Origin of the sequence: Bradyrhizobium sp. SZCCT0153, from assembly GCF_018129995.1 — a bacterium.
GTDB classification, from domain to species: Bacteria; Pseudomonadota; Alphaproteobacteria; order Rhizobiales; family Xanthobacteraceae; genus Bradyrhizobium; species Bradyrhizobium japonicum_G.
Map to the genome: position 1 here is coordinate 13,636 of NZ_JAFCKS010000017.1, position 22,470 is coordinate 36,105.

Sequence of the window (22,470 nt, forward strand, 5' to 3'; positions counted from 1 at the left end):
TGATCACCAGCTCGAATGTGGTCGGCTGCTTTACCGGCAGATCGGAGGGCTGTCAATCGGCCTGCAAATATTGCAGGCCGAATGACATTCGTGATGTACCTGACGAGTGCGGCGGTGAAAGGACTGTTCTTGCCGTCGCCATCGGCCGCCGTCGAGCCTGCTTTCGAAGCGAAGGCGATCAACGTGTTCGGGCTCGATGGCTCGACCTTGGCAAGCCCTCGCCCGATCGCCCGAGAGGCCATGGTGCGTTTCATGGACCGAGCGAACGGATTGTCCCGACAGGCATCGAGGATAACCAATCTCAACTGCTTGGCGGGCTCCACGGACACCAAGACCCGATCGAGCGTGAGCGCCTCATCGTAAACGTCGACATCCCGCTCCAGCACGGCGTCGACCGGCACAAGATAGTTCACGCCATCGACCTCGATGCCGTGCCCGGCGTAGTAGACTACCGCCACGTCGGCATCGCGCGATTTGTCGATGAAATCGCGCAACGCACGGCGCATGTCGTTCACCTTGAGGTCGCGACGGAGCTCCACGTCATCGAAGCCGACCGATTTGAAGGTCTCGGCTATCAGGGTAGCGTCGTTGGCCGGATTCGACAGGGGGGCTGTCCTTTCGTACTTTGAGTTTCCGATGACGAGCGCTACGCGCTTCTCAGCCGCAGCGCGCTCCGTTCCAACACAGAGCATCATCAGCAGGAAGGGCAGGATCATCTTGTGAAACGCGCGCGGCATTCCTCAACCCTCGATCGCGGGCTTCAAGGCTACCCAAGGCTGCGATATTCGCAAGGGCCGGAGGCGGATACTGGAGCCTGCCCGCCTTAACCGCGGAGCCCGCCAAGCTAGTGCAATTCGATCTATCTCGGCGCAGAAGCCTTCTGGGACACCAAGGCCGCGCCGAAATTCAGTCCTTTCAACGCCGGTCAGCCGCAGCTGTCGCAACTCGCTATCGGAGCAGGGCCGATGGTCGGAAGCGAGCACTCCTCGTCCGTGTAACCGCAGCTACCACAATCAGCGACCGGTGCCGTTCTCAAAAATGGACGGCGGTGTATCATCGGTGTAGTTGCAGCTGTCGCAGCCGGCGAAGGACGGGGGGACAAGAAAGGCGCTGGTCGCGATCGCGATTGACGCGGCTAACGTGACGAACATGTTGCTCATGTTGGCTCTCCGGGCGAACGGCCAACGGTCGTCGTCGGCCGCGGCAGATCAGTCGCAACTGCTACAGCCGGCGGTGGGGGCAGGGCCAAGAACGGGAAGCGAGCGCTCCTCATCGGAGTAGTTGCAGCTACCGCAATCAGTCACAGGCGCCGCGCCGATGATCGGTGGCGGCGCATCATCTGTGTAGCTGCAGCTGCCGCAGTCGGCGAAGCACGGGCTCGAAAAGAAGGCCCCGCTGGCGATCACGATTGACGCAAATAATGTGGCGAACTTGACGGTCATGTTGGTCCTCCCTGTCAGACGTTATCCAGCGTCGGGACGAGGATTACCGCTGAGGAGCTAAGCGTTCTGTGATTTTTCGCACTTTCGCTGGCCCGACCTCCGGACTTGAACTGGCCTGGTCTTTATTGGCGCCTACAGAATGAGATGACCACTCCAGGTCTCCGGTTCGAGACGGTAGAGCCATTGAAACTGGTCGCAGTCGCGGTTGCCGGCGAAGGTCACTGGATCGCGGGCACGGTCATGATCGCGGCGTGCTATCTGCTCAGCCTCGTTCTGGTCGAACGGCTCTTCGTCATAGTCAAGCCGAAGCTGCTGACCATTCCGTGGTTCGCGACGCTTTGGGCGACGGTCCTCGCTGTGCGCGCATGGATCGCCTCGTCGTTCCGACGGCTTCGTGAAGGGACGAGTTGAGTCGCGGCTTCGTCAGCTCAGGTCGATCTCGACCGCAATCCGGACGAGGTCCGAGTGGCTCTTGGCGCCCAGCTTGGTCTTGAGCGCCGAGGTGATGTTTGCGACCGTCTTGTAGGAGATCCCGAGTTCGGCTGCGACTTCCGATATCCGGTCGCCCCGCCCCAACAGCCGCAATATTTCGAGCTCGCGTGCGCTCATCTGGGTCAAGGGGCTGGCCTTGATCGCCGCGCCCGCGAAGGTCGTCGCTTCGGCGAGGCGTGGCGAGACGAAGCGCTCACCCGCCGCGACCTTCCGGATCGCCTTTGCCAGGATCCTGGGATCATCGCTCTTTGACACGTATCCTTGGATGCCCATTTCGACGGCGCGCGCCACGAAGGCCGGATCGTCGCTCACGCTAAGCATAACAATCCGTGCGGCCGGGTCGTCCTTGCGGATCCGGCGCGTCAGTTCGAAACCCGTCAGGTCGGGGAGCCTGACGTCCACAACGGTCACGTCGGGGTGCTTGTGAAGGTAAGCGCGATGGCCCGCCTTCGCATCCGAGGCCTCGTCGATCTCGACGGAGGGGTCGGATGCGAACAGGGCGCGGCACCCCGATACGATCACAGGATGGTCGTCGACGATCAGCACCCGCATGATCGACTTTCCTTACTCTTCACCTGAGTTTCCTCGATTTGTACGACAGGAACGTCGCGTGGGCGTACATGGTTCGAAATCGACCGATAAAAGGACGGCGCCAGATCGAAGCGACACCGTCTTGCAAGCTCCGAATTTCTTCCTTCCGGGAGAGAGCGACCGTCGTGGCGGAGTCGAGCTTTCGCGCGATAACGGACGCACGTACGAGCGTTGCTATCTTCCGTCTCGAGCCAGCAGATCGAAAGATCCTAAACGGGAGCAGAACCGGCGGTTCATGCAGCGTTCAACGCGCACGGCCTAAGCAAACCGCGCCACCGGGGACAAGTGCGCGAGGTGGAACATGTCTGGTTCGGGTGAGTTCGATTCCATCGGGATCGTAATCGATTGGCTTGATGCATGCCGCCAGCGACGCCTGGCGGATCTTTTGGAACTCTACGCCGATCGGGCGACGCTCGATTGCTGCGACGGCGGACGTTTCGTTGGCCGAAGCGGCCTGCTTCGCTATTGGCCCGGCAAGCTGCAGGCCGCGACGCCCTCGGCCTTCGAGCTCCACGAGGTGCTTCCCGAGGGTGATTGCGTCATCCTGGACTACGGGAATTACGACGGCACCAGCGTGCGGACAAAATTCTGGTTCGACGATGTCGGACGGATCAGCAGGACGCGCTGCATGCCCCTTGGCGGCCTTGGCTCCAGGGCTGCGTAGCTGCCGGACGTCTAGGACGCAGGCTACGGAGGAGAGGTCGCCGATTTCGGCGAGCCTCTCCACCGTCACGGCTGCGATCAGTGCATGTGACCGATGAGGTAGATGCCGCCGCCGACGAAAAGGACGGCCGGCACGGCCCACAGAATGAGGACGGGCATGTTCGTCTCCTTCAATTGCTGTGGTTAGTTGGAGGAGCAGACCTTGATGGTCTTCATCCCGGCTTCGGCTTCCGTGCGGGTCTTGCGCCAGCGCCTGAACGGTAGCGAGGCTGTTCTTGATCCGATGCTCGAGTTCCCGGACAAGAAGAGACAGTCGCTGCTCGGTCGCGGACCGTCTCGCGAGCTCGTCGCCGCTGGCGACCACCGCGGTCTACCCGCCCCCCTTGCGACCTACAGTGAAGTCGTGTCGGCAAATCACGTCGAGAACGTCCCGAGGTCAGCAACCGTCAAAGCAGTGCTACACATCGAGGTTGCGCCGCGCAGCGGCCGCGAAGCGAACGTCTTCGGCGCAATAAGCCGATCAATCTCGCCCCGTTTCCAGCCGATCCGGGCCGCAACCTTGTTCGACTTTGCGCGTTCGCTTGGACGAAACCTGGAGGGGCCCATGTCAGCCAAGCTGCGATTCTTTCTTGCCGGCGCGGCAACGGCCATCGCCATCATCGCCGTTGGTTTCGGAGGCGGCGCGCTGTTCGCAAGTTCGGCATCGAAGCAGGTAAGACCGGCCCGCATCGAACATCAGGCGACCGCGCCCACGCCCGCAGTGCGCGTCGCTCTTCCCGCAACATCCGAGCCCGTCGCTCCAACGCCGGTCCTCGCGGTCGACCTCTCTCAGGAGAAGGCGCAGCAGACGCAGCTTGCGCCGCAGGCTCAATCGGAAGCGCAGACGGAGGAACGTCCGAAGACAAGGCGGGAGTTGCGCGAGGAGCGCCGGAAACTGCGAGTGGAGCGCCGCGCGGAGGGGCGGGAGAGGCGACATCATCGCAAGGCTTCTCAGCAGCAGGAAGCGAGCCGGAATGGCGAGATCCCGCCTCAGTAGGGACGTCGCCAGCAACCCCGGCCGACAGCTCCAAGGGTTCCCTCCTGATAAATGCCACTTTTTCCCGATCTCAGGAACGATTGTCCGGACGTGCGGTTGGTGTGCGCTTTTTTTTTGTTGGAGACACACCATGATCAAACGCCAGTTGATGACCACGACCGCAGCCATTCTGATTTCGACCGCAGCTTTCGCGCAGAACAATTCGAAGGACGTCCCGAGCGCGAGCCCCTCGGCGCAGCAGACCGAAAAATCCACGTCGACACCACCGACATCCAATCCCTCGACCACGACGTCGACGCAGTCGCAGGCCTCGCCTCCGTCCGTCTCGACCCAGATCCCGTCCGCGTCGACGACTACTCAGGCGCAGCAAAACACCGCCACCGACAGCAGCCGCACCAATCAGAACTCGACGGGCACGAACGGCGTCAGCACCAACACGTCGACGGGCGCTCAGCAGCCGGCTACGGCCAGCCAGTCAGTCGACCAATCCGGCGCCGTCCACAGGCACAAACCAGGCCCAACAGACGCCGGCCCCGGGCAATTCGTCGAACCCCTCCGCGCAGCGGCAGGACACCCAGCAGAATGCGGCCGGGCGAACCGGGTCGGATCGGACCAATGTTTCGATCCAACTCAACGACACGCAGCGGACCCGCGTCAGCGAATCCGTCTCGCACCTGAACGTGCAGCCTCTCACCAACGTCAATTTCTCGGTGTCGGTGGGTACGGCCATTCCGCGCGACGTGCGCCTTCAGCCACTTCCCGCCGACGTCATCGAAATCGTTCCGCAGTACAGGGGCTACAACTTCGTCCTGGTCCGCGACGAGATCGTGATCGTCGATCCCTCGAGCTATCAGATCGTCGCCACCATGCCCTACTCGGGACGATCGACGGCGGCCGCGCCGGCACCACGCGAGCAGCGCAAGGTGACCTTCAGCGACCGCGATCGTGAGACCGTACGCAAGCACGTGCGGGCGGCGCCGGCCGAACGGCGGACGACGACGACGGGAAGCACGGTGCGGACTGAGATCCGCGGAGGCGAACGCGTGCCCGACAGCGTCGAGATCGAAGCCTTCCCGGAGGACGTCTATCGCGATGCCCCGACGCTGCGGGAGTACCGCTACATCCACCGCGACAATCGCACCTACATCGTCGAGCCGCAGGAGCGGCGCGTGATCGAAGAAATCGACTAACGACAACCGATAGGAGGAGAGAACGATGAAGACCATTCTGCTCGCAGCCGCCGCCGTGGCATCGCTCGCGACTGCTGCTTCGGCCGCGCCGCTCAACCCCGGCGGGCTGGCCACCGTGGAGAAGGCAAACGTAGAACAGGTTCGCCTGGTCTGCGACGAATACGGCCGTTGCTTCCGGACGCGCGGTCCCCGCTACGTCCAGCGCTACTACGACGACGACGCCTACGTCGCGCGCCGCAGCTACGGCTACTACGGTGGACCGGGCTACTACGACCGCGGCTACGGCTACTCCAGCGGGCCGAGCATCGGCTTCAGCTTCGGCACCCGCGGCTGGTAATAAACGAGACCTCGACGGAGGGGCTGCCGCTCGGGCGGCTCCTCTCGTTTTATCCTACATCGAGGCGCTTAGTAACTTCACATCTTCCACCGCCAAAGCCTCAGCGCTCCGGCCGTCCCGGCCGATCGCTCTTAGCCGGACCGCGTTAGTGCCGCGTGGCGCACATCGTCATCCTTCGCCGCCGGGTTGATCATCGTATAGGCTTCCCGCGCACGGGCTGTCGCGGCGCTGCTTCGGCGAGCATCGGCATCGCTACTGGTCTGAGCGAAAATTGCCGCTGTTTCCTGGATTGTCAAACGGACTTTGCCCGTGAGGGCACCGCATGGAAGGAACGATTGCCGAAATTTCCCGTTGTGACGTGGAGTTCGAAGTCGGGCTCGATCAGCGGGGGGTCATGCCGGTCGTCAGATATTTCGTTTTCGTCGGCAGCGTGCTTTTCGGTCTGCTCTTGGCAGCCGACCGATATCTGCCCGCGCCCGCCGGGCGCTCGTCCGCGATCGACGTAGACCGAAGCATCATCCGGATCCGCTCAGCGCGAAACCTCCCTGAAAAGATCGTCTTCGACACGGCGAGCGCGCTCGTGGCGACGGCTTCCGGTCCGGCCGAGGTCGAGCAGCGTGAAGATCCGCGGCACGCACTCGCGATGATGCCGCGAGATAGTCAGGCCGTGAAACCTGCGACGACCCCAATGGGTCGCGTCGCCGAGCGCCGCGCTTCCCGTCTGCATCGTGCGTTCCGAAAGCCGGCTGAACCAAGGGTGGCGATGGATCGTCACGAATTATTCGGCGGATGGTAGTCCGAAGCAAAGCTCGATCATGCAGGCATGCCCGGCCCCGCATCCCGAAGTCGAACCGGGACGACCGCAAACTGCATCAGGATCGCGCTCAGCCGGGGCGGGGCGGCGAACCTAGACCGGCCAATGGCTCGCCGAAGACATTTTTGGATGCGTCTTCAAAACGTCGCAGCTGTCGCCGTCAGGCGTTTCGGTCAATCGGGAAAAGTAGAAACTTTCGTGATCAATCCGAGTTGGCGTCGAACGATGTTTCGATGCCCGGGCCGAGGATTTGACGGGGCGTTGGCATAGCCTATTTCGTGCGACCTGCAGGCGAGGAATGCTGAGGCGGATACACACGCTTGTGCGTCAGATAGCCAACGAGACCGCACGTTCGGGTTGGACGTTGCTTGCTGTGTCGTTTGCGGCCTCCGCAGCTGTCGTGTCGGGGCTGCGCGCGCTCTTCGGCTGATAAGGACGGCAATTGCGCAGCATTCCCCGTGGCCCCGTGGCTGGCCCATTTCAGCCATTCTGCCGGCCAAATCGTGGTCTTCCGCACGGAACTCCAGGGAACAGCGGCAGTTGCTCCCTCGCTTCGAAACCGGAGGAGCAAACGTGAATCGCCGACAACTTCTTCGTGGATCAGTAGCTGTTTCAGCTGCAGCTGTACTGCCGCGGGCAGCGGACGCTCAGTCCGGAACCGCCCCCACGTTCAGCCCGTCCTATGTGCGCGAGCTTGCTCGTGCGCTTGCGACCAAGCCATTCGCGGCTCCGGACGAGAAGCTGCCGGATGCACTGAAAAATCTCGACTACGACCAATACCGGTCTATTCGCTTCGCTCCCGAAAAGGCGCTGTGGCGCGCAGATAAGCTGCCATTCGAAGTTCAATTTTTCCACCGCGGCTTCTTTTACAAGAACAGGGTCGACATCTTTCAGGTGGTGGACAGGAGCGTCACACCGGTTTCGTACCGGCGCGATGACTTTTCCTTCGGCGAGGGCCTCGGACAATGGCCGGATAAGGACCTTGGATTCGCCGGCTTCCGCGTGCACGCCCCGATCAACAAACCGGATTATTACGACGAACTTTGCGTATTCCTCGGCGCAAGCTACTTCCGGGCCGTTGCGAAAGGACAGACCTATGGTCTGTCGGCGCGGGGGCTCGCGATCGATACCGGCGAAAGCAAAGGCGAAGAGTTCCCGGTGTTCAAGGCTTTCTGGCTGGAGAAGCCGGCGCCGAATGCCTCCTCGATGGTGGTCCACGCGCTGCTCGACAGCAAGAGCGCGGCCGCAAGCTACCGTTTCACCATTCGGCCTGGCCAAACCACGGTTTTCGACGTCGAGATGGCGCTCTATCCGCGGGTCGACCTCGAGCACGCCGGGCTCGCGCCGATGACCAGCATGTTCTTCTTCGGTCCGAACGATCGAAAGGATTTCGACGATTTCCGCCCCGCCGTCCACGATTCGGATGGACTTTCGATCTTCAACGGCAGAGGTGAACAACTCTGGCGACCGCTCAACAATCCGCACGATCTGCAGGTCAGCAGTTTTGCCGACGTCAATCCGGGCGGCTTCGGCCTCATGCAGCGGGAAAGGAATTATCTCGCTTATCAGGATCTGGAATCCAGTTTCGAAACGCGCCCGAGCCTCTGGTTCGAACCGATCGGCGATTGGGGCGAAGGGGCGGTCAAGCTGTTCGAGATTCCGACCAAGGAGGAAGTCCACGACAATATCGCCGCACTCTGGCAGCCGAAGCAGCCCCTGACGGCAAAGAGCGAACACATCTTTACCTATCGATTGCACTGGGGCACGGACGCGCCGAAAGCCGACGCGCTCGCACGATTTACCAGAACGGGAATCGGCAGCCGGGGAGACGACAGCAAGCTGTTCGTCCTGGAACTGATGGGCGACCACCTCAAAGGCGTTGATCCCAAAGCCATCAAAGGGGTGGTGACCGCTGAAAAAGCCGACATCAGCAACATCGTCACGCAACCAAATCCCGTGACCGGCGGATGGCGTCTGAGCTTCCAATGTTCGGTCAAGGGGCAGGCGTCCATCGAGCTACGTGCCTTCCTGGCGCAGAATGATGCGCCGGTCTCGGAAGTATGGATCTATCGATGGACGCCCTGAAGCAGTCGCAGGCGCCGCTGCGAAGCGCCCCCACCCGCCCGTTCTTGCCGCAAGAAAGCCAGCTCTCGATGCTGCCGTGTCGGCTGGGCCGCGCGGCTGAAGTCAGGCAATCGTCGGTCCATCGCGGGGCCACTTTGATCGTTCGCCGTCTCTTCATCTTCGTCGGGACGGCCTTGCTGACGCTTGCGGGCGGCTACGGCATGTACGACGTGGTGAAAGTCGGCGGTGTGACATTTCTCGAGGCGCTGCTGCTTGGTCTGTTCCTCGTGCTGCTCGCCTGGGTCGCATTCTCGTTCATGTCCGCCCTCGCCGGATTTTTCGTGCTGCTGACGCGCCGGCAGCCCAATCTGCCGATCGACACGACAGGCCCGCTGCCTCACGTCACCTCGCGCACCGCGATGCTGTTGCCGACCTATAACGAGGATCCGCATCATGTCATGGCGCGGCTGCGCGCGATGTACGAATCCATCGACGCGACCGGATATGGCGAACAATTCGACTGGTTCTTGCTGAGCGATACGACCGACCCGGACATCTGGATCAGCGAAGAGATGGCCTTCATCGAGCTACGCCGCGCCTGCGGTGGAGATCAGCTGTACTACCGACACCGCTCCGACAATACCGCGCGGAAGTCCGGCAACATCGCCGACTGGGTCACCAGGTTTGGCGCGGCCTATGATCACATGATCGTCCTCGATGCGGACAGCCTGATGGAGGGTGATACGATCGTTCGCCTCGTGCACGCAATGGAACGCACCCCCTCTTGCGCGCTGATCCAGACGCAGCCCGTCATCGTCAACGCGCGTACCCTGTTCAGCAGGCTGCAGCAATTTGCTGGGCGTGTGTATGGCCCCCTCATCACGGCGGGCAATGCCTGGTGGCACGATGGCGACGGCAACTATTGGGGCCACAACGCCATCATCCGGCTCAAGGCCTTCGCTGCGGAGGCCGGACTGCCCGAGCTGCGCGGTCGCAAACCTTTCGGCGGACACATCCTCAGCCATGATTTCGTCGAGGCCGCGTTGATGCGCCGCGCCGGCTGGGCGATCTATATGGTCCCAGCCGTTCGCGGCAGCTTCGAAGAGGTTCCACCGTCGCTGCTGGACTTTGCGGGGAGAGACCGTCGCTGGTGCCAGGGTAACCTCCAGCATCTCGCGGTCCTGCCCGCGCGCGGGCTGCACTGGGTCTCGAGGCTACATCTGCTCACCGGCATCGGATCCTACGTGACGGCGCCGCTTTGGCTTCTGTTCCTGTTGGTCGGTCTGCTCATTTCACTGCAGGCGCACTTCATCCGGCCGGAATACTTTCCGAAGGGCTTCAGTTTGTTTCCCACCTGGCCGCAACAGGACCCGGTGCTTGCGGCCTGGGTCTTTGCCGCGACAATGGGACTTCTGATCCTGCCGAAGCTGCTGGCTTATCTGGTGCTGATCAGCAATCGTGACGAGCGCACCGGATTTGCAGGAAGCGGTCGTGTTCTGGCGGGGGTCGTTTGCGAGGCGTTTGTGGCGGCATTGCTTGCTCCCTGCATGATGATCCTCCAGACCAAGGCCGTCATGGAAATTCTCGCTGGCCGAGACGCAGGTTGGCAAGTGCAGCGCCGAGGCGATGGACAGCTCGCCCGCGGCGAAGTCTATCGAAAGCTCGCCGGGCCGACACTCTGCGGTCTCGTCCTATCGGTCTGCGCTTATTCCGTCTCTTTGCCTCTGCTTCTCTGGATGTCGCCGGTCGTGCTGGGGCTCCTGCTTTCGATCCCTTTGGGCATTATGACTTCATTGCAATTGAGCGCGCCAGGAGTATTTGCCACGCCGGAGATCAACGAGCCGCCTGCCGTTGTGCTCCGCGCGAACGAGCTCGCCGCAGCTGAGCCCACCGAAATGGCCGGGGCTCTACGCCAGCTTAGCCGGGATCCGGAATTGCTGGCCGAGCATTTGGGCTCGCAATCACCTGCAAGCTCTCGCCGGTTTGGGCCCGTCGACGTGCCCCTTGCAACCGCAACCGCCAAGGTCGCGCGATGTGAAAGTTTGGACGATGTCCTCGCTTGGTTCGACAAGCTGGAAATGCGCGCGGTCCTTGAGAATCCGACGCTGTTGAGAAGAATCCTTGAGCTTCCTGCCGGTGGCCGAGATTAGGATGAGCGCCGCCGCGCTTGGCCCAACCCGCGCCGCGTGCGCCAGGATGATCGCGATGGTCTTGAAGCCCTCGGCGTCGCCAGTCGAACGGACTGCAACGGACACTATAGTTAGTAGAGCGCCATGACGCTGCGGCGAGCCTATCAATGAGTTCAGCCTGGCCGGACAGAATCCTCGACCTCGCAGTTTCCAGATCGGGCCATTCAGCGCGGTCCATCTCCGGAAAGGACTGGCGCCGGCCGCTCCTGAGCGGCCACTCGATCTCGAGGTGTTGCTCGATAGCGTTGTCGCATCGAAGTCTACCTCACCGTAAAAGGCGATTACGCGCTTGCCCCGCGCTGCTGGGCCCCTCCCAGACCTTCTAGCGAGCCGATCGTGGTTGCGGGGCCGAGCTCTTCGGCAAATTCGCGATGGGCCCTCTCTTCGGCCGAACCGTCGATCTCTCCTTTCGGTATCGACCAAGCGCCCTCGTCCATGTTGCGCCAGAATGACCGCCAGGGTGAACCAGCAGCACCTCGAAGCCGCGCGGTCCACGGCGATAGCCCAATATACCGCGCTCACATTGGCTCTTGCGGGAGTTCGCTGGACACGCCCACGCTTTCTCTTCCACCAAATGAAGCCGCAGGCAGGTAAGACCTCTAAGCCCGAACCCACACCCTTTCAAGATCGATCGAGCGAGCCGCCGATGCAATCAGCGAGATACCGCGCCGTTCGACTTCGAGAGTCGGCTGCAACCTGCTCCGGCGTACCTACCGCAACAATCTTGCCGCCCTCGTCGCCGGCCCCCGGGCCGATGTCGATGATCCAGTCACTGCCCGCGGCGACAGACATGTCGTGTTCGACGACGACGACGGTGTTTCCAGCCTCAACGAGCCCGCTAAGTTGCTTCATCAGCTTCGCCACGTCCGACGGATGCAGCCCTGTCGTCGGCTCGTCCAGAACATAGATCGTACCCCCTCGCTGAGCCCGCTGTAGTTCGGTGGCAAGCTTGACACGCTGCGCCTCCCCTCCCGACAGCTCCGTGGCAGACTGGCCAAGCCGGATATAGCCCAAGCCGACCTCGCTGAGGACACCCAGCGATCGCCGCAACGACTCGTCGGCGGAGAAGAACTCAAACGCTCCGTCGACGGTCATTCTAAGCACGTCGGCGATCGAATTGCCGCGAATCTTGATCTCCAGCGTCTTGGCGTTGTAGCGAGCGCCCTTGCAGGTCGGGCAAGGCGCATAAACGCTGGGAAGGAAGAGCAACTCGACACAGACGAAGCCCTCACCTTGGCAGGTTTCGCATCGCCCTTTCGCGACGTTGAACGAAAACCTGCCGGCATCGTAGTGCCTGACGCGCGCCTGCTTCGTGGATGCAAAGAGCTTGCGGACGTGGTCCAGCAGGCCTGTGTAGGTTGCAAGGTTCGACCGGGGCGTGCGCCCGATCGGCTTCTGGTCGACAACGACGAGACGCTTGATCTGGTCGAACCCTTCGGTGATCTCCCCACCCAGGGTCTCAATCGGGGCTTCGAGACCGTCGTCATCGTCGATGACGTCCACGCGCTGGCCCAGGCCGTCGCTGATCGTGTCCACCAGGAACTGGCTTATGAGACTGGATTTTCCCGATCCTGATATTCCAGTGACGCATGTGAACACGCCAAGGGGAATGTCCACGTCGACGCTATCAAGATTGTTACGGGCCACTCCCCGCAATTTCAACCAATTGGCTGCTGAACGCGTTTTTCTGATGCGCTTCTCGGCCTCACCAAACAAATATAATCGCGTTCGCGACGCCTTCACGTCGGCGAGGCCCGACAGCGGTCCGCTGTACAGGATCTGGCCGCCGTGCTCTCCGGCGCCCGGCCCGACGTCGACAATCCAGTCCGCTCGCCTGACAACGTCAAGCTCGTGTTCGACGACGAACAGCGAATTGCCGGCAGCCTTGAGACGGTCCAACGCGCGCAGCAGCGCCTCGGTATCCGCCGGATGCAGACCAGCCGAAGGCTCGTCCAGTACGTACACGACACCGAACAGATTTGATCGAACCTGCGTCGCCAGGCGCAGCCTTTGCAATTCGCCCGGGGACAGCGTCGGTGTGCTACGTTCCGACGTCAGATAACCGAGCCCGAGATCGAGCAATACGTCAAGGCGCGCGAGCATGTCCTCGACGATCCGCCGGACCACCAAAACCTTTTCGGGATGGTCGCCGGAGGCGGCGCCCCCACTGAGCGCATGCGATCGCAGAAGTTCGTTAAAGCCTTTGAGCGGCAATCGCGAGATGTCAGCAATGTCCATCCCGGCGAAGGTGACCGACAGAGCCTCCGGCTTCAACCGCTTACCCTTGCAGACAGGGCAGTCCGAGCTCGAAAGAAACCGCGATACCCGTCGCTTCATCATTGCGCTCTGCGTCGTGGCGAAGGTCTGCAGGACATATTTTCGGGCTCCCGTGAAGGTGCCTTGGTAGCTCGGCTCCTCCTTGCGCTTCAGAGCCCGCTTCGTCTCGGCTGCGGTGTATCCGGCGTAGACCGGCACGGTCGGCTGTTCATCAGTGAACAAGATCCAGACACGATCCCGCTTCGGAAGCTCGCGCCATGGCCGGTCCACGTCGTAGCCAAGGGTCACCAGGATGTCCCGGAGGTTCTGGCCCTGCCAGGCGGTCGGCCATGCCGCCACGGCCCGCTCCCGGATGGTGAGGGAGTCGTCGGGCACAAGCGTGCGTTCGCTGACCTCATGGATCCGGCCGATGCCATGGCAGGTGGGACAGGCGCCCTCGGGCGTGTTCGGCGAGAACGACTCCGCATAAAGCAAGGGCTGCTTGCGCGGATAGTCGCCGGCGCGCGAGTAGAGCATACGCAGCAGATTGGACAACGTGGTCACACTGCCGACGGACGACCTCGTGGTCGGCGAGCCGCGCTGCTGCTGCAATGCCACCGCGGGTGGTAACCCCTCTACTGAATCCACCTCGGGCACTGCCATCTGGTGAAAAAGCCGTCGGGCATACGGGGAGACTGACTCGAGGTAGCGACGCTGGGCCTCTGCATACAGCGTCCCGAAAGCCAAGGACGACTTTCCGGATCCGGAGACGCCGGTAAACACCACGAGCGCATTGCGAGGAATCTCGACCGAGACGTCCTTGAGGTTATGCTCTCGAGCTCCGCGAACGCGAACAAGGCCGCCATCTGCGATGTCTCGTCTGCCTACGGAGCTGACCAGCTTGTTCATGCGACCTCCCTAGGCGCTCGCGAAAGCCGCGGCAGCTCCGACATGGGAAAGTCCCTACGAAACAGCCTGTTCCTTGCCCGTCGGTTGATTCATTTGGCTCTTTGGTCGTTCTGGAACGGGTTGCCTGGTCCCGGGCTCTGAAACATCGCCACAGCTACGATAGCTCCAGAGCATTTCCCAATGCGGCCCCAGCCGCCGTATTGTCGAAGATGCACCACGTCTCGGCTCCCCAAAGGCGAGCGCTTTCGAGACGCCGCCCCAGTGAGAAAAGGGCCTGGCGGTCGTAGTCGGAATAGTACATGCGGGGGGACCCATGCCAACGGAAATAGGCCAGACCCCGCCAACCACCAGGCTCTCCGGAGCCCGGCACCCTAGCGGGATCCGCTGCCACCCGCGCGATGCGTCGTTCAATCAATCTGCTTTCGACTTCCTCAGTGAACCAAGTGGCATTCCGCGGCTCGATCGCGACCATGGCATCGCTGCATCCATTGACCAAGTCGAAGAAGCTGTCGAATGTCTTCGCGTCGAATGCGAGCTTCGGCGGCAGCTGAATGAGCCACGTCCCGAGTTTCGATCCCAAGCCCGCAGTTTCAGCCGCAAAGATTTTCAGGATTTCATCGCAGCCGACCAGGCCCCGATCGTGAGTGATTTCTTCCGGGAGCTTCACAGAGAACCTGAACTCTTCAGGCACCGAACTCGCCCAGCGCTCGTATGTGCTTGGTTTGTGCCTTCTTCGGAACGAGGAATTGATCTCGACGGCGTTTAGACGTCGCGCATAGCGTTCGAGATTACTTCCTGATGCTGGAAGTCCGTCGGCATAGCGTTTATCGATGCTCCACCCGGCCGTACCGATCCGCAGCGCGGGCGCTGCTTTGGCCCGACCTCGCCCACCACTCCCTGGCACGGCTACGGCGCTCATGATGAGCGCCGCGACATGATGCCTCCCATCGTCGATAGCCCGAGTAGTCTACGATAGGCGACCAAGGTGCTCCATGTCTGACAGACCATTCCTGAGCTATTCGTACCTGTCGAAGATACCTCGTCCCTCAGACGCATGCTCGGCAAGCCTTTCCCACTCCTCAGCGAGCCGAAGCCAGGCGTTCTTGTCCACTTCGCTTCCGGCCCGTGCCGCCAGGTGACGACATTCCTCCGCCTTGCTCGTGAATCGGTCGGCTTTCGATGATGACACCACGTTTCCCCCCATCCGATAATGGAGAGCGGCACGTGTCGTTCCTGATGATGGCCACGTGCCTGGATGGCCGCTCGGAGCTCGCGCCCAAGAATGCCGTCCCGGAGTGCCAGGCCTGACTTAGGAACAACCGGTTTGCCGTATGCTTGGTTAGGGACATATGGCCAATCGGCTCAACATCTGGGCCCGGAGTTCTAATATGCTTTTCTGGTATCCCGCCCTGACGCTGATGATGGACGCCATGCAGGTCATCGACATGCGCCTGAAGCTTATCGCGGCCGGGAAAGGCACATCTGAAGAGATGTTCCTGATGGCGAACGAAAAGGTCAACGCGATGGCGGAAGCCCGCAACATTCTCATTAAGGCGGGCATTCGGGTCACGTGATTGACAACTATCGCAAGATCGTGGCGGCCAATGTCGTGCGGCTATCTGCCTAGGCTAGGCACGTTAAGCGATCGGCGTCGCGGAGCGCTCAAAATTCCTCAACAACGATGACAGCCGACGCTCGCGGCAGCGGGCCGGTCCAGTCTCTTGCCTCGACCGCCGTACGCTCCGTCAACGTCCGAGAGCCGCAATCGACAGTTCTTATTCGCGGTCGATTGCTCGCACCCCCTCCTCTTGCGAGGGCCGGGCAAGCAGGCAGTGGAAGCGACCGTAAAGAAACCAAGCGCCGGGGATAACGCAAGTCGGCCAGGAACCGGTGGGTCCCAAGACGCTTGCTTTGTCAGACGTAGGAGGACGGCATGGACGCCAGCGAAACCGCAGCGATGACGAAAGCGTCCGGGCTGACGGCCTTCGTGTTGGGACTGTGGTTCGCCCGTCGGCGTTGAGATGACGTTGCGACCGGTGGGTTAAGGTTCCCTTTTTCTCGGGAGCACGCACGGGGCCGCTTCGACTCGGAGAGGATCGCAGTGCCACCGTCCAAGCCCCAGACTCTGTGCCGGCCTTTTGCCGCGCGCGCGTGGCGACTTCCGAGTCCGCCGTCCTGAGGAAAACCGGATCTCGGGATTCAGGAATTTCCCCAGCGAGGCACGAATGGGAGGTTCCGGTGCTGCGAACCGTGCAATCAGCGACCATCGGGTGCCCGAGCGGAACGACGATCCCCCATGCGACTTGATTCTCCGAACGTCGCCAAATCGGAGAACGATCATGAGAACAATCTTGGCCATCACCTGCCTGTCCGTGGTCGCGCTGGCTTCACCGGCGGAAGCCAAAGGATGTATCAAGGGCGCCATCGTTGGCGGCGTCGCTGGCCACATGGCGGGCCATGGCAAACTTGGCGCTGCGGCGGGATGCGCGGTCGGGCATCACGAAGCCAATAAGCAAAACCCTAATAATTCAAACGCCCAGGCTCCATCGGGGCAGAAGTAGCGCGGGGCACCTCTGGGCCGCGCCATGAAGATCAGATCGCACTCCGAGAGCCACCTCGTCGAGCTTGAGGATGGCTCGCGCTGGCGAATTTCCCCGGCGATCTCGATCTGGCGCTGAACTCGAAGCCCGAGACGGAAATCGTCGTCATGCCGGCCGACGATGATCTGAGTTCTCATATGCTGGTCGGCGGAGACGCAAAGGTCCGCGTGATCGCGGGGGCGAAAGCTGGCCGGTGCGTGAGGTCAAGTCGGCGTTGAAGGAAGGGTAGGACCGAGCTCCGCCAATTCAGCGGAACGAGATCCGGAGCGATCGAGACGCGAGGCCGTCGTCGGATCCGAATGCGGAATCCGCCGCGCGTCGAGCCGTCGACGATGCCAAGCGCGCGCTGGGCGACCGTGGACCTTATGTTGGAACGACGGCGCTCCAGACCTCAACCGGCGCATGGGTGAAGAACACACGCTACGCCGAGTGGTACATGTCGCTCGATAGTTTTAGTCATGGAGGATCTCGAATTGCCTAAAGCAGCCATTTTCGATCTTGACGGCACGCTTCTGGACTCGGTCGATCTCCACGCGCTCGCTTGGCAAGAAGCGATGGTCAAGTTCGGTCACGACGTCACCTTCGAGCAAGTGCGCAGCCAGATCGGGAAAGGCGGCGATAAGCTGATTCCCGTTTTTCTGTCCGAGCAACAGCAGAATGAACACGGCAGAGATCTGGAGGAGTGGCGCGGCAATTGGTTCAAGTCGACTTATCTGCCCCTTGTCCGTTCCTTCTCGGCTGTTCCGAAACTCCTGCAGCGCGTCCGCGAGACCGGTCTCCGCATCGCCGTGGCTTCCTCGGCGAAGAAGGATGAACTGAAGAAGTACCTCGACATCGCGGCCATCTCAGGTCTGGTAGACGTCGCGACGTCCTCAGAAGACGTCGACGAATCCAAACCAGCCCCGGACATCTTTGAGGTCGTGCTAAAGAAGCTAGACATCGAAGGAGCCGAAGCGGTCGCGATTGGCGACACGCCGTACGATGCCATCGCGGCCCGCAAGGCCGGAATCCCGACGATCGGCGTCCTCTGCGGCGGATTTACCGAACATTCGCTGCGGGAGGCCGGGTGCGTCGAAGTGTACCCAGGACCGAGCACCCTCTACGCACGCTTCGACGACACGGCGCTCGCAAAGTAGAACGGTGGACGACGCTCGACGGCTATTCCTGAGGCGGTTGTCCATTGGAGGCGGATACGCCCCCGTCGACCGCGACGTTGGCACTGGTCATGAAGCTCGCGTCGTCGCTTGCCAGGAACACGATGACCGCGGCGACTTCCTGCGGTTCGCAGACGCCACCCAACGAGATCCGCTCGGCGAACTTTGCCAGCAGCTTCTTGTCGTCCATCATATCTTCCGTCATGCCGGTTCCCGTCAAGCTGGGACAGACCGCGTTCACGCGGATGCCCTTCTTGCCGAGGTCCAGGGCGAGGGCACGCGTCAGATTGACCACGACGCCCTTCGCCGCGTTGTATGGGCTCATGCCCCAATCGCCGCCGATCCCAGAGACCGACGCCGTGTTGACGATCGCGCCCCTGGTCTTTTCGAGGTGGGCAGCGACGCGCGGCAGCCATAAAACACGCCATCGATGTCGGTCGACATGACCTTCCGCCATTTCTCGTCAGTGATTGAAGCGGGATCTTCACGGACGCCGGCGTTGTTCACGATGACGTCTAGCCGTCCGAAGGGGCGGACGACGGCCGCGACCATTCCATCGACGGCACGCGAATCCGACACGTCGTCCGTCTGAACCATGACCTGGTCGGCAGGCAGGCTCTGGCCACCTTTTCGAGTGAGGCTTCCTCGCGGTCGACCAGCGCCTTTCGCGCCCTCCGTAACGAAGCGGCGCGCTGTCGCTTCTCCGATGCCGGAAGCCCCTTCAGTGACTGCAACGACCTTGCCGTGGAACCTGTCGGCCATGCGAAACTCTCCTGCTGCTTTCAATTCTACCGTCGCCGCGACGGTCGGGTCATAATTCCCGCCCGATCCAGCTTTTCAGGAACGACGCTCGAGACAATCGATTGTTGGAGGAAACCCCGAAATGAAGGATTGGACCCATGGATCTGACCGGCAAAAAGATCGCCATTCTCGCCACGAACGGTTTCGAGCAGGCCGAGTTGGAAGTGCCGCAAGAGCGCCTGAAGCAAGCTGGCGCGACGGTCGATGTGGTGTCGCTCGCCGCCGGCGAGATCAAGGGCTGGGACCAGAAGGATTGGGGTCGGCCCGTGAAGGTCGACAAGACGCTCGACGAGGCGTCGGCCGCCGACTACGACGCGATCGTATTGCCTGGCGGGCAGATCAATCCGGATCTCCTGCGCGTCGAGCCCAAGGCGCTGAAGTTCATCAAGGATATCTTCGATGCCAAGAAGGTCGTGGCGGCCGTCTGCCACGCCCCATGGCTTCTCATTGAGACCGGAATCGCAAGAGGTCGCAAGATGACGTCCTTTAGGTCGATTAAGACAGACGTCGCGAATGCCGGTGCGAAGTGGGAAGATGCAGAGGTCGTCGTTGACCAGGGCATCATCACCTCGCGCAACCCGGGCGATCTCGAGGCCTTCTGCGCCAAGATCGTGGAAGAGGTCAAGGAAGGTCGGCACACCCAGCGCAGCGGGGCATGAGACGAGCGCCTAATTATCGGACGAGGCGGGCTCGGAAGCACGCGTCGCAATCCTCGAATCCGGCGAGGCAGCATTCACGACACTCGCGAAATTCGCCCACGACGCTAGAATCCCGGCGGCATCGCTTACGGCCATCGGCGCCTTGAAAGGGCTGCGCTCGGAAGCTCAATCCAGCAAGTAGCACGTCCTTGGGATGCAGCCACCCTACCGCCGACGGAAAATCTGGCCACGCTCCGCCGCGAGCGCGAGTTCCGCCTATTCGCGGGCAAGCTTTGCCCAGCCCTCGCGATCGACAGCGTTGAGGCTTCGAGATGCCTCTTCGCGGCAGGCCGCCGCCTCTTTGTAGAATTGCTGAGCGGACGATGTCATCTGCGCATAATGTGAGAACTCACCAGGTAGGTCGATCTTCATAGGTGCCTCGCGCGATTTAGCGCCCGAGTGGGGCTGAATGTCGCGATCAGAAAGCGAACCACGCCAGTACCGCAATGATGGGGACGATCGCGATGCCGAAAATAATCAACGGCGAAGGTTCATTGCCTGTACGGTCACTCATCGTAGGCTCCTTAAAAGACAAGCCCCGCAGCGGCGGCGCCACGGGGCTCTCAGTACCGACATCTCAGGGGGCGGAGATGCCAGCACCTCAAGGAACCAACGGCTGGGTGTCAGCCTCGTTCCTATCGGGGGTCAGTGCGGCTTTTGCGGCTGATCGCTCTGCGGCCTTACTGCCATATTGCTGTCCGGCATTCTGTCTCGCCCCTGATCGCCGTTGTCATCCTTCCCGCCGGACGTGGACGTGCCGCTACCGCTGCGCGAGCCTGGTGACATGCCAGTCGTGCTGCGCGGATCCGCGTTCGGCGCTGTCGAGCTGGCCGCGGGATCACCGGTCACCGCTCCTCGTCCGCTCGGAGCGCCGCCTGATTGCGCCGAGGCACCGGCAGTCGAAAGGACGATCAGGCCTGCTGTTATCAACGGGACTATTTTCACGGCGAACCTCCAGAGTTGTTGCGCTCAACCGGCGCCTGTGTCGTCCGTTCCTATCGTCGCGCCTTCTTCTTTTCGCGGCCTTCTTCTCGACCCGCACGCCCTTGTATTTTTTTGGCAGCCTTCTTGCCCTTCGCGGGCTTTTTGACGCCTATGAACTCGCCGGAAGCCTTGTTGCGCTTGCTCGCGCTGCTCCTCGATGCCCTCGCGGGCCAACTCTCGAAAGTCGTTCAGTCCCTCGGGCTCCTTTTGAGCAGGAGGCTTTTTTAGGTAGATCCTTTTCTCTTATGTCTGCCCCTTTCGGAGCGCCTGCTCAACTTCATCAGCGAGACGATTGAGGTGCTCCCATAGACGATTGAATACTTCACGTTTTGCTTCATCCATAGCCGAGTCGCGGATCAGCGCCGCCTCGGCAGCATCCTTGCGAAGCTTTTCAATGGAGGCTTGATAATCCTTCACGTTATTTCGGCCGCTGCAAGCCAGGCGAATTGATCCAGATCGCAGCGCGGGCCGTGGTGTCGGCCTGTCCCGCCTTGCGAAGCAGCTCGTCTTTCTCTGCGCCAGGCGGGAGAGACGACGCCTTTTCTCGCGCATCCTTGGCGAACGACGCGAGCCGATCTTTGAGCGATCTTGTTTGCTTGAAACGACGCCGACTTGCCATGGCGCGCTCCTATCCTTCGAGGAAGGCGGGAGCGCTACCGGCGTTCTCATCACAGATAAAAGCCACGGACCGGGCTGTGATAGAACACAGACTACCATAGTCCAGAAACGGTTTCGCTATCGAAGATTAAATTCGCAGGGCGAGAGAATCGGCTCAAATTACTCAAAATGTGCACTTCACGACGTTTTCGATCCGAGCATTCCATCGCAGCCATCCTGATACGGCTGCGATGTCCGCAGTCAAAATGCGAAGAACTCCACCAGAGCATGGAGCGTCTTGATGTCATTGGTGATCCCATGGCGTTCCTCTTGATTGGATCCGATCGGCAAACTTGGCGCGCGCTTCCTAAGGCTTCAAAGAGCTATGATTTCCTGGGCGCGGATGACGATCTCCTCCTGCGAGAGCTCTCGTTCGAGCCGCTCGCGGAGGGACCGCCAGAATTCTGGTGCGAGCTTCGTGGCCATAACCTCGACGACCGCGATATCGTCGCGCTCGGTCGTGTCGCCGCTGCGCCACAGGCCCTTTGCAGGGGCCCGGATGTAGCTGGTAGCCCCGCCGAACTCGTCGGTCAGCTTCTGCAGGAATTTGTCGAACCATTCCTTGGAAACCGGCTCGCCCTTGCCGGTCTCCTTCGGCACGAGGATCTGCACGACGTAGGAACGGTTCATCAGAGGGACCTAGCCCGGCCGTCGGCCGGCCAGTTGGCGAGAAGCGTTTCGGTCGTGACGCACTCCACCTGCTGGCCGAACCGGTTCATGTAGATCTTCATCATGGAATCATGCGTCTCGTCTGCCGAGCTGCAAAGCGCATCGGCGACGAGGATCACGCGGAAGCCCCAGTCGACCGCGCCCAATACGGTTGCGAGGACGCAAACGTCGGTTTCGCCGCCTGTGACGATGACGGTTTCGACGCCGGCTTCGCGAAGTTGCGCATGCAGGCCGCTCCCTGTCCAAGGCGAGTAGACGTACTTGTCGAAAGTGCGCGCGGGCGGGACGAAGCGGGCGAGCTCCTGCACCAGATCGACCATTTCCGGCCCGAGCCGGTCGATAGTCATCGAACTCCAGCGTTCGTAGTAGCGCCGCCACATGCCGGCGCCCTGGCCTGGGCTTTGCGCCGGGATGAAGCGCGTGAAGATTGTCCGCTCGGGATGGGCGGAGGTGATCGCGACGACGTTCGGCAGGACGCGCGGCAGCCACGGCATCGTCCAATCCGTACCTCCCGCGAACATCCGCTGCATGTCGACGCAGAGATGGACTGCGTTCCGGGGAGCGCCGTAGTGGAGTTCGTCACCCTTCGTCATGGACCTGTCCTCAAAAGCCAGCTCCAACGGAGGTGTAGCGGCTTGGTTCCTCCGGCTTGCCACGGGGCTATAGCGAAGGAAGCGTTTTTGATATCCATCAGGCAGGATGACTCTGCCACTTGTCCGCCCGCTCGCACCACGTCCATGACGCCGCATCTGAATGCAGGGTCCGTTTTTATCGGCACACGACCTGCCTTTTTAGGCCGGTCCTGAAGCGATCGATGAGCACGCAGGGCGTCCGCAGGCCCGTCAGCTGTCATTCGGCCTGCAATATTGGCTCTGACGCAATTTTGGTGCAACTCCGATTATTCTGCGCCGATCAATCTGGCTT

At 61.5% G+C, this 22,470-nt stretch carries 20 protein-coding genes and 4 pseudogenes; 11 read left to right on the forward strand and 13 right to left on the reverse strand.

Annotated features, from left to right (window positions below; all coding sequences use genetic code 11):
* Positions 1 to 92: 92 nt before the first annotated feature.
* The 3 genes and pseudogenes from JQ572_RS34285 to JQ572_RS34295 form a co-directional block, all read right to left on the reverse strand.
* Positions 93 to 716: pseudogene (locus JQ572_RS34285) on the reverse strand (caspase family protein); the annotation flags it as partial.
* A gap of 297 nt (positions 717 to 1,013) precedes the next feature.
* Complete coding sequence (locus JQ572_RS34290; protein WP_211387262.1) at positions 1,014 to 1,160, reverse strand: hypothetical protein; 147 nt, start codon at positions 1,158 to 1,160, stop codon at positions 1,014 to 1,016.
* A 48-nt stretch (positions 1,161 to 1,208) separates the two neighbouring features.
* Complete coding sequence (locus JQ572_RS34295) at positions 1,209 to 1,442, reverse strand: hypothetical protein (protein ID WP_211387263.1); 234 nt, start codon at positions 1,440 to 1,442, stop codon at positions 1,209 to 1,211.
* A 144-nt stretch (positions 1,443 to 1,586) separates the two neighbouring features.
* On the opposite strand from JQ572_RS34295, the gene JQ572_RS34300 reads away from it, so the two are divergent.
* Positions 1,587 to 1,853: a hypothetical protein gene (locus tag JQ572_RS34300; RefSeq protein ID WP_211387264.1), complete on the forward strand. Its 267-nt coding sequence runs from the start codon at positions 1,587 to 1,589 to the stop codon at positions 1,851 to 1,853.
* A gap of 12 nt (positions 1,854 to 1,865) precedes the next feature.
* Here the strand turns inward: JQ572_RS34300 and JQ572_RS34305 are convergent, their stop codons facing one another.
* On the reverse strand, positions 1,866 to 2,486 hold the full coding sequence (locus JQ572_RS34305; protein ID WP_028150852.1) for a response regulator transcription factor: 621 nt from the start codon (positions 2,484 to 2,486) through the stop codon (positions 1,866 to 1,868).
* A gap of 340 nt (positions 2,487 to 2,826) precedes the next feature.
* Between JQ572_RS34305 and JQ572_RS34310 the strand changes: the two genes are divergently transcribed.
* Complete coding sequence (locus JQ572_RS34310; protein ID WP_211387265.1) at positions 2,827 to 3,189, forward strand: nuclear transport factor 2 family protein; 363 nt, start codon at positions 2,827 to 2,829, stop codon at positions 3,187 to 3,189.
* A 249-nt stretch (positions 3,190 to 3,438) separates the two neighbouring features.
* Here JQ572_RS34310 and JQ572_RS35480 read toward each other — a convergent pair.
* Positions 3,439 to 3,552 (reverse strand): annotated as a pseudogene (locus JQ572_RS35480) (HWE histidine kinase domain-containing protein); the annotation flags it as partial.
* Between the two features lie 1,352 nt (positions 3,553 to 4,904).
* Here JQ572_RS35480 and JQ572_RS35265 point away from each other — a divergent pair.
* From JQ572_RS35265 to mdoH, 5 genes are all read left to right on the forward strand, one after another.
* Complete coding sequence (locus JQ572_RS35265; RefSeq protein ID WP_349643124.1) at positions 4,905 to 5,414, forward strand: DUF1236 domain-containing protein; 510 nt, start codon at positions 4,905 to 4,907, stop codon at positions 5,412 to 5,414.
* A gap of 25 nt (positions 5,415 to 5,439) precedes the next feature.
* Positions 5,440 to 5,751: a hypothetical protein gene (locus JQ572_RS34325; RefSeq protein ID WP_028150856.1), complete on the forward strand. Its 312-nt coding sequence runs from the start codon at positions 5,440 to 5,442 to the stop codon at positions 5,749 to 5,751.
* Positions 5,752 to 6,073: 322 nt separating this feature from the next.
* Positions 6,074 to 6,547 (forward strand): hypothetical protein, encoded by a 474-nt coding sequence (locus JQ572_RS34330; protein ID WP_211387266.1) that lies wholly within the window; start codon positions 6,074 to 6,076, stop codon positions 6,545 to 6,547.
* A gap of 591 nt (positions 6,548 to 7,138) precedes the next feature.
* Positions 7,139 to 8,650, forward strand: a complete 1,512-nt coding sequence (locus tag JQ572_RS34335; RefSeq protein WP_211387267.1) for a glucan biosynthesis protein G — start codon at positions 7,139 to 7,141, stop codon at positions 8,648 to 8,650.
* Positions 8,638 to 10,779, forward strand: coding sequence for a glucans biosynthesis glucosyltransferase MdoH (mdoH, locus tag JQ572_RS34340; RefSeq protein ID WP_028150859.1), 2,142 nt, complete (start codon positions 8,638 to 8,640; stop codon positions 10,777 to 10,779). Before JQ572_RS34335 ends, mdoH begins: the two co-directional genes overlap by 13 nt.
* A gap of 133 nt (positions 10,780 to 10,912) precedes the next feature.
* Here mdoH and JQ572_RS35270 read toward each other — a convergent pair.
* The 3 genes and pseudogenes from JQ572_RS35270 to JQ572_RS34350 form a co-directional block, all read right to left on the reverse strand.
* A pseudogene (locus tag JQ572_RS35270) lies at positions 10,913 to 11,389 on the reverse strand (NUDIX domain-containing protein); the annotation flags it as partial.
* A 50-nt stretch (positions 11,390 to 11,439) separates the two neighbouring features.
* Complete coding sequence (uvrA, locus tag JQ572_RS34345) at positions 11,440 to 13,983, reverse strand: excinuclease ABC subunit UvrA (protein ID WP_211387268.1); 2,544 nt, start codon at positions 13,981 to 13,983, stop codon at positions 11,440 to 11,442.
* Between the two features lie 154 nt (positions 13,984 to 14,137).
* A complete protein-coding gene (locus JQ572_RS34350) occupies positions 14,138 to 14,902 on the reverse strand; it encodes a DUF72 domain-containing protein (protein WP_049831791.1) in 765 nt (254 codons plus the stop codon).
* A 469-nt stretch (positions 14,903 to 15,371) separates the two neighbouring features.
* On the opposite strand from JQ572_RS34350, the gene JQ572_RS34355 reads away from it, so the two are divergent.
* The 3 genes from JQ572_RS34355 to JQ572_RS34365 all read left to right on the forward strand — a co-directional run bounded on the left by JQ572_RS34355 (position 15,372) and on the right by JQ572_RS34365 (position 17,719).
* Positions 15,372 to 15,557, forward strand: a complete 186-nt coding sequence (locus JQ572_RS34355; protein ID WP_249129723.1) for a hypothetical protein — start codon at positions 15,372 to 15,374, stop codon at positions 15,555 to 15,557.
* Between the two features lie 765 nt (positions 15,558 to 16,322).
* Positions 16,323 to 16,544 carry a hypothetical protein gene (locus JQ572_RS34360; RefSeq protein WP_211387269.1) on the forward strand — a complete coding sequence of 74 codons (222 nt, stop codon included), beginning with the start codon at positions 16,323 to 16,325 and terminating at the stop codon, positions 16,542 to 16,544.
* Positions 16,545 to 17,041: 497 nt separating this feature from the next.
* Positions 17,042 to 17,719: an HAD family hydrolase gene (locus JQ572_RS34365; RefSeq protein WP_049831793.1), complete on the forward strand. Its 678-nt coding sequence runs from the start codon at positions 17,042 to 17,044 to the stop codon at positions 17,717 to 17,719.
* Between the two features lie 22 nt (positions 17,720 to 17,741).
* Here JQ572_RS34365 and budC read toward each other — a convergent pair.
* Positions 17,742 to 18,499 (reverse strand): annotated as a pseudogene (gene budC, locus JQ572_RS35570) (meso-2,3-butanediol dehydrogenase).
* Positions 18,500 to 18,636: 137 nt separating this feature from the next.
* On the opposite strand from budC, the gene JQ572_RS34375 reads away from it, so the two are divergent.
* Positions 18,637 to 19,197 (forward strand): type 1 glutamine amidotransferase domain-containing protein, encoded by a 561-nt coding sequence (locus JQ572_RS34375; protein ID WP_028150865.1) that lies wholly within the window; start codon positions 18,637 to 18,639, stop codon positions 19,195 to 19,197.
* A 255-nt stretch (positions 19,198 to 19,452) separates the two neighbouring features.
* On the opposite strand, the gene JQ572_RS34380 is transcribed toward JQ572_RS34375, so the two are convergent.
* From JQ572_RS34380 to JQ572_RS34395, 4 genes are all read right to left on the reverse strand, one after another.
* The gene (locus JQ572_RS34380; RefSeq protein WP_155257887.1) at positions 19,453 to 19,608 is read right to left on the reverse strand and encodes a hypothetical protein; all 156 of its coding nucleotides are present in this window, start codon (positions 19,606 to 19,608) and stop codon (positions 19,453 to 19,455) included.
* Positions 19,609 to 20,463: 855 nt separating this feature from the next.
* Complete coding sequence (locus JQ572_RS34385; RefSeq protein ID WP_165448183.1) at positions 20,464 to 20,637, reverse strand: hypothetical protein; 174 nt, start codon at positions 20,635 to 20,637, stop codon at positions 20,464 to 20,466.
* 555 nt (positions 20,638 to 21,192) lie between these two features.
* Positions 21,193 to 21,507: a hypothetical protein gene (locus JQ572_RS34390; protein ID WP_211387270.1), complete on the reverse strand. Its 315-nt coding sequence runs from the start codon at positions 21,505 to 21,507 to the stop codon at positions 21,193 to 21,195.
* Positions 21,507 to 22,139 carry a cysteine hydrolase family protein gene (locus JQ572_RS34395; protein WP_049831794.1) on the reverse strand — a complete coding sequence of 211 codons (633 nt, stop codon included), beginning with the start codon at positions 22,137 to 22,139 and terminating at the stop codon, positions 21,507 to 21,509. Before JQ572_RS34395 ends, JQ572_RS34390 begins: the two co-directional genes overlap by 1 nt.
* Between the last annotated feature and the right edge of the window lie 331 nt (positions 22,140 to 22,470).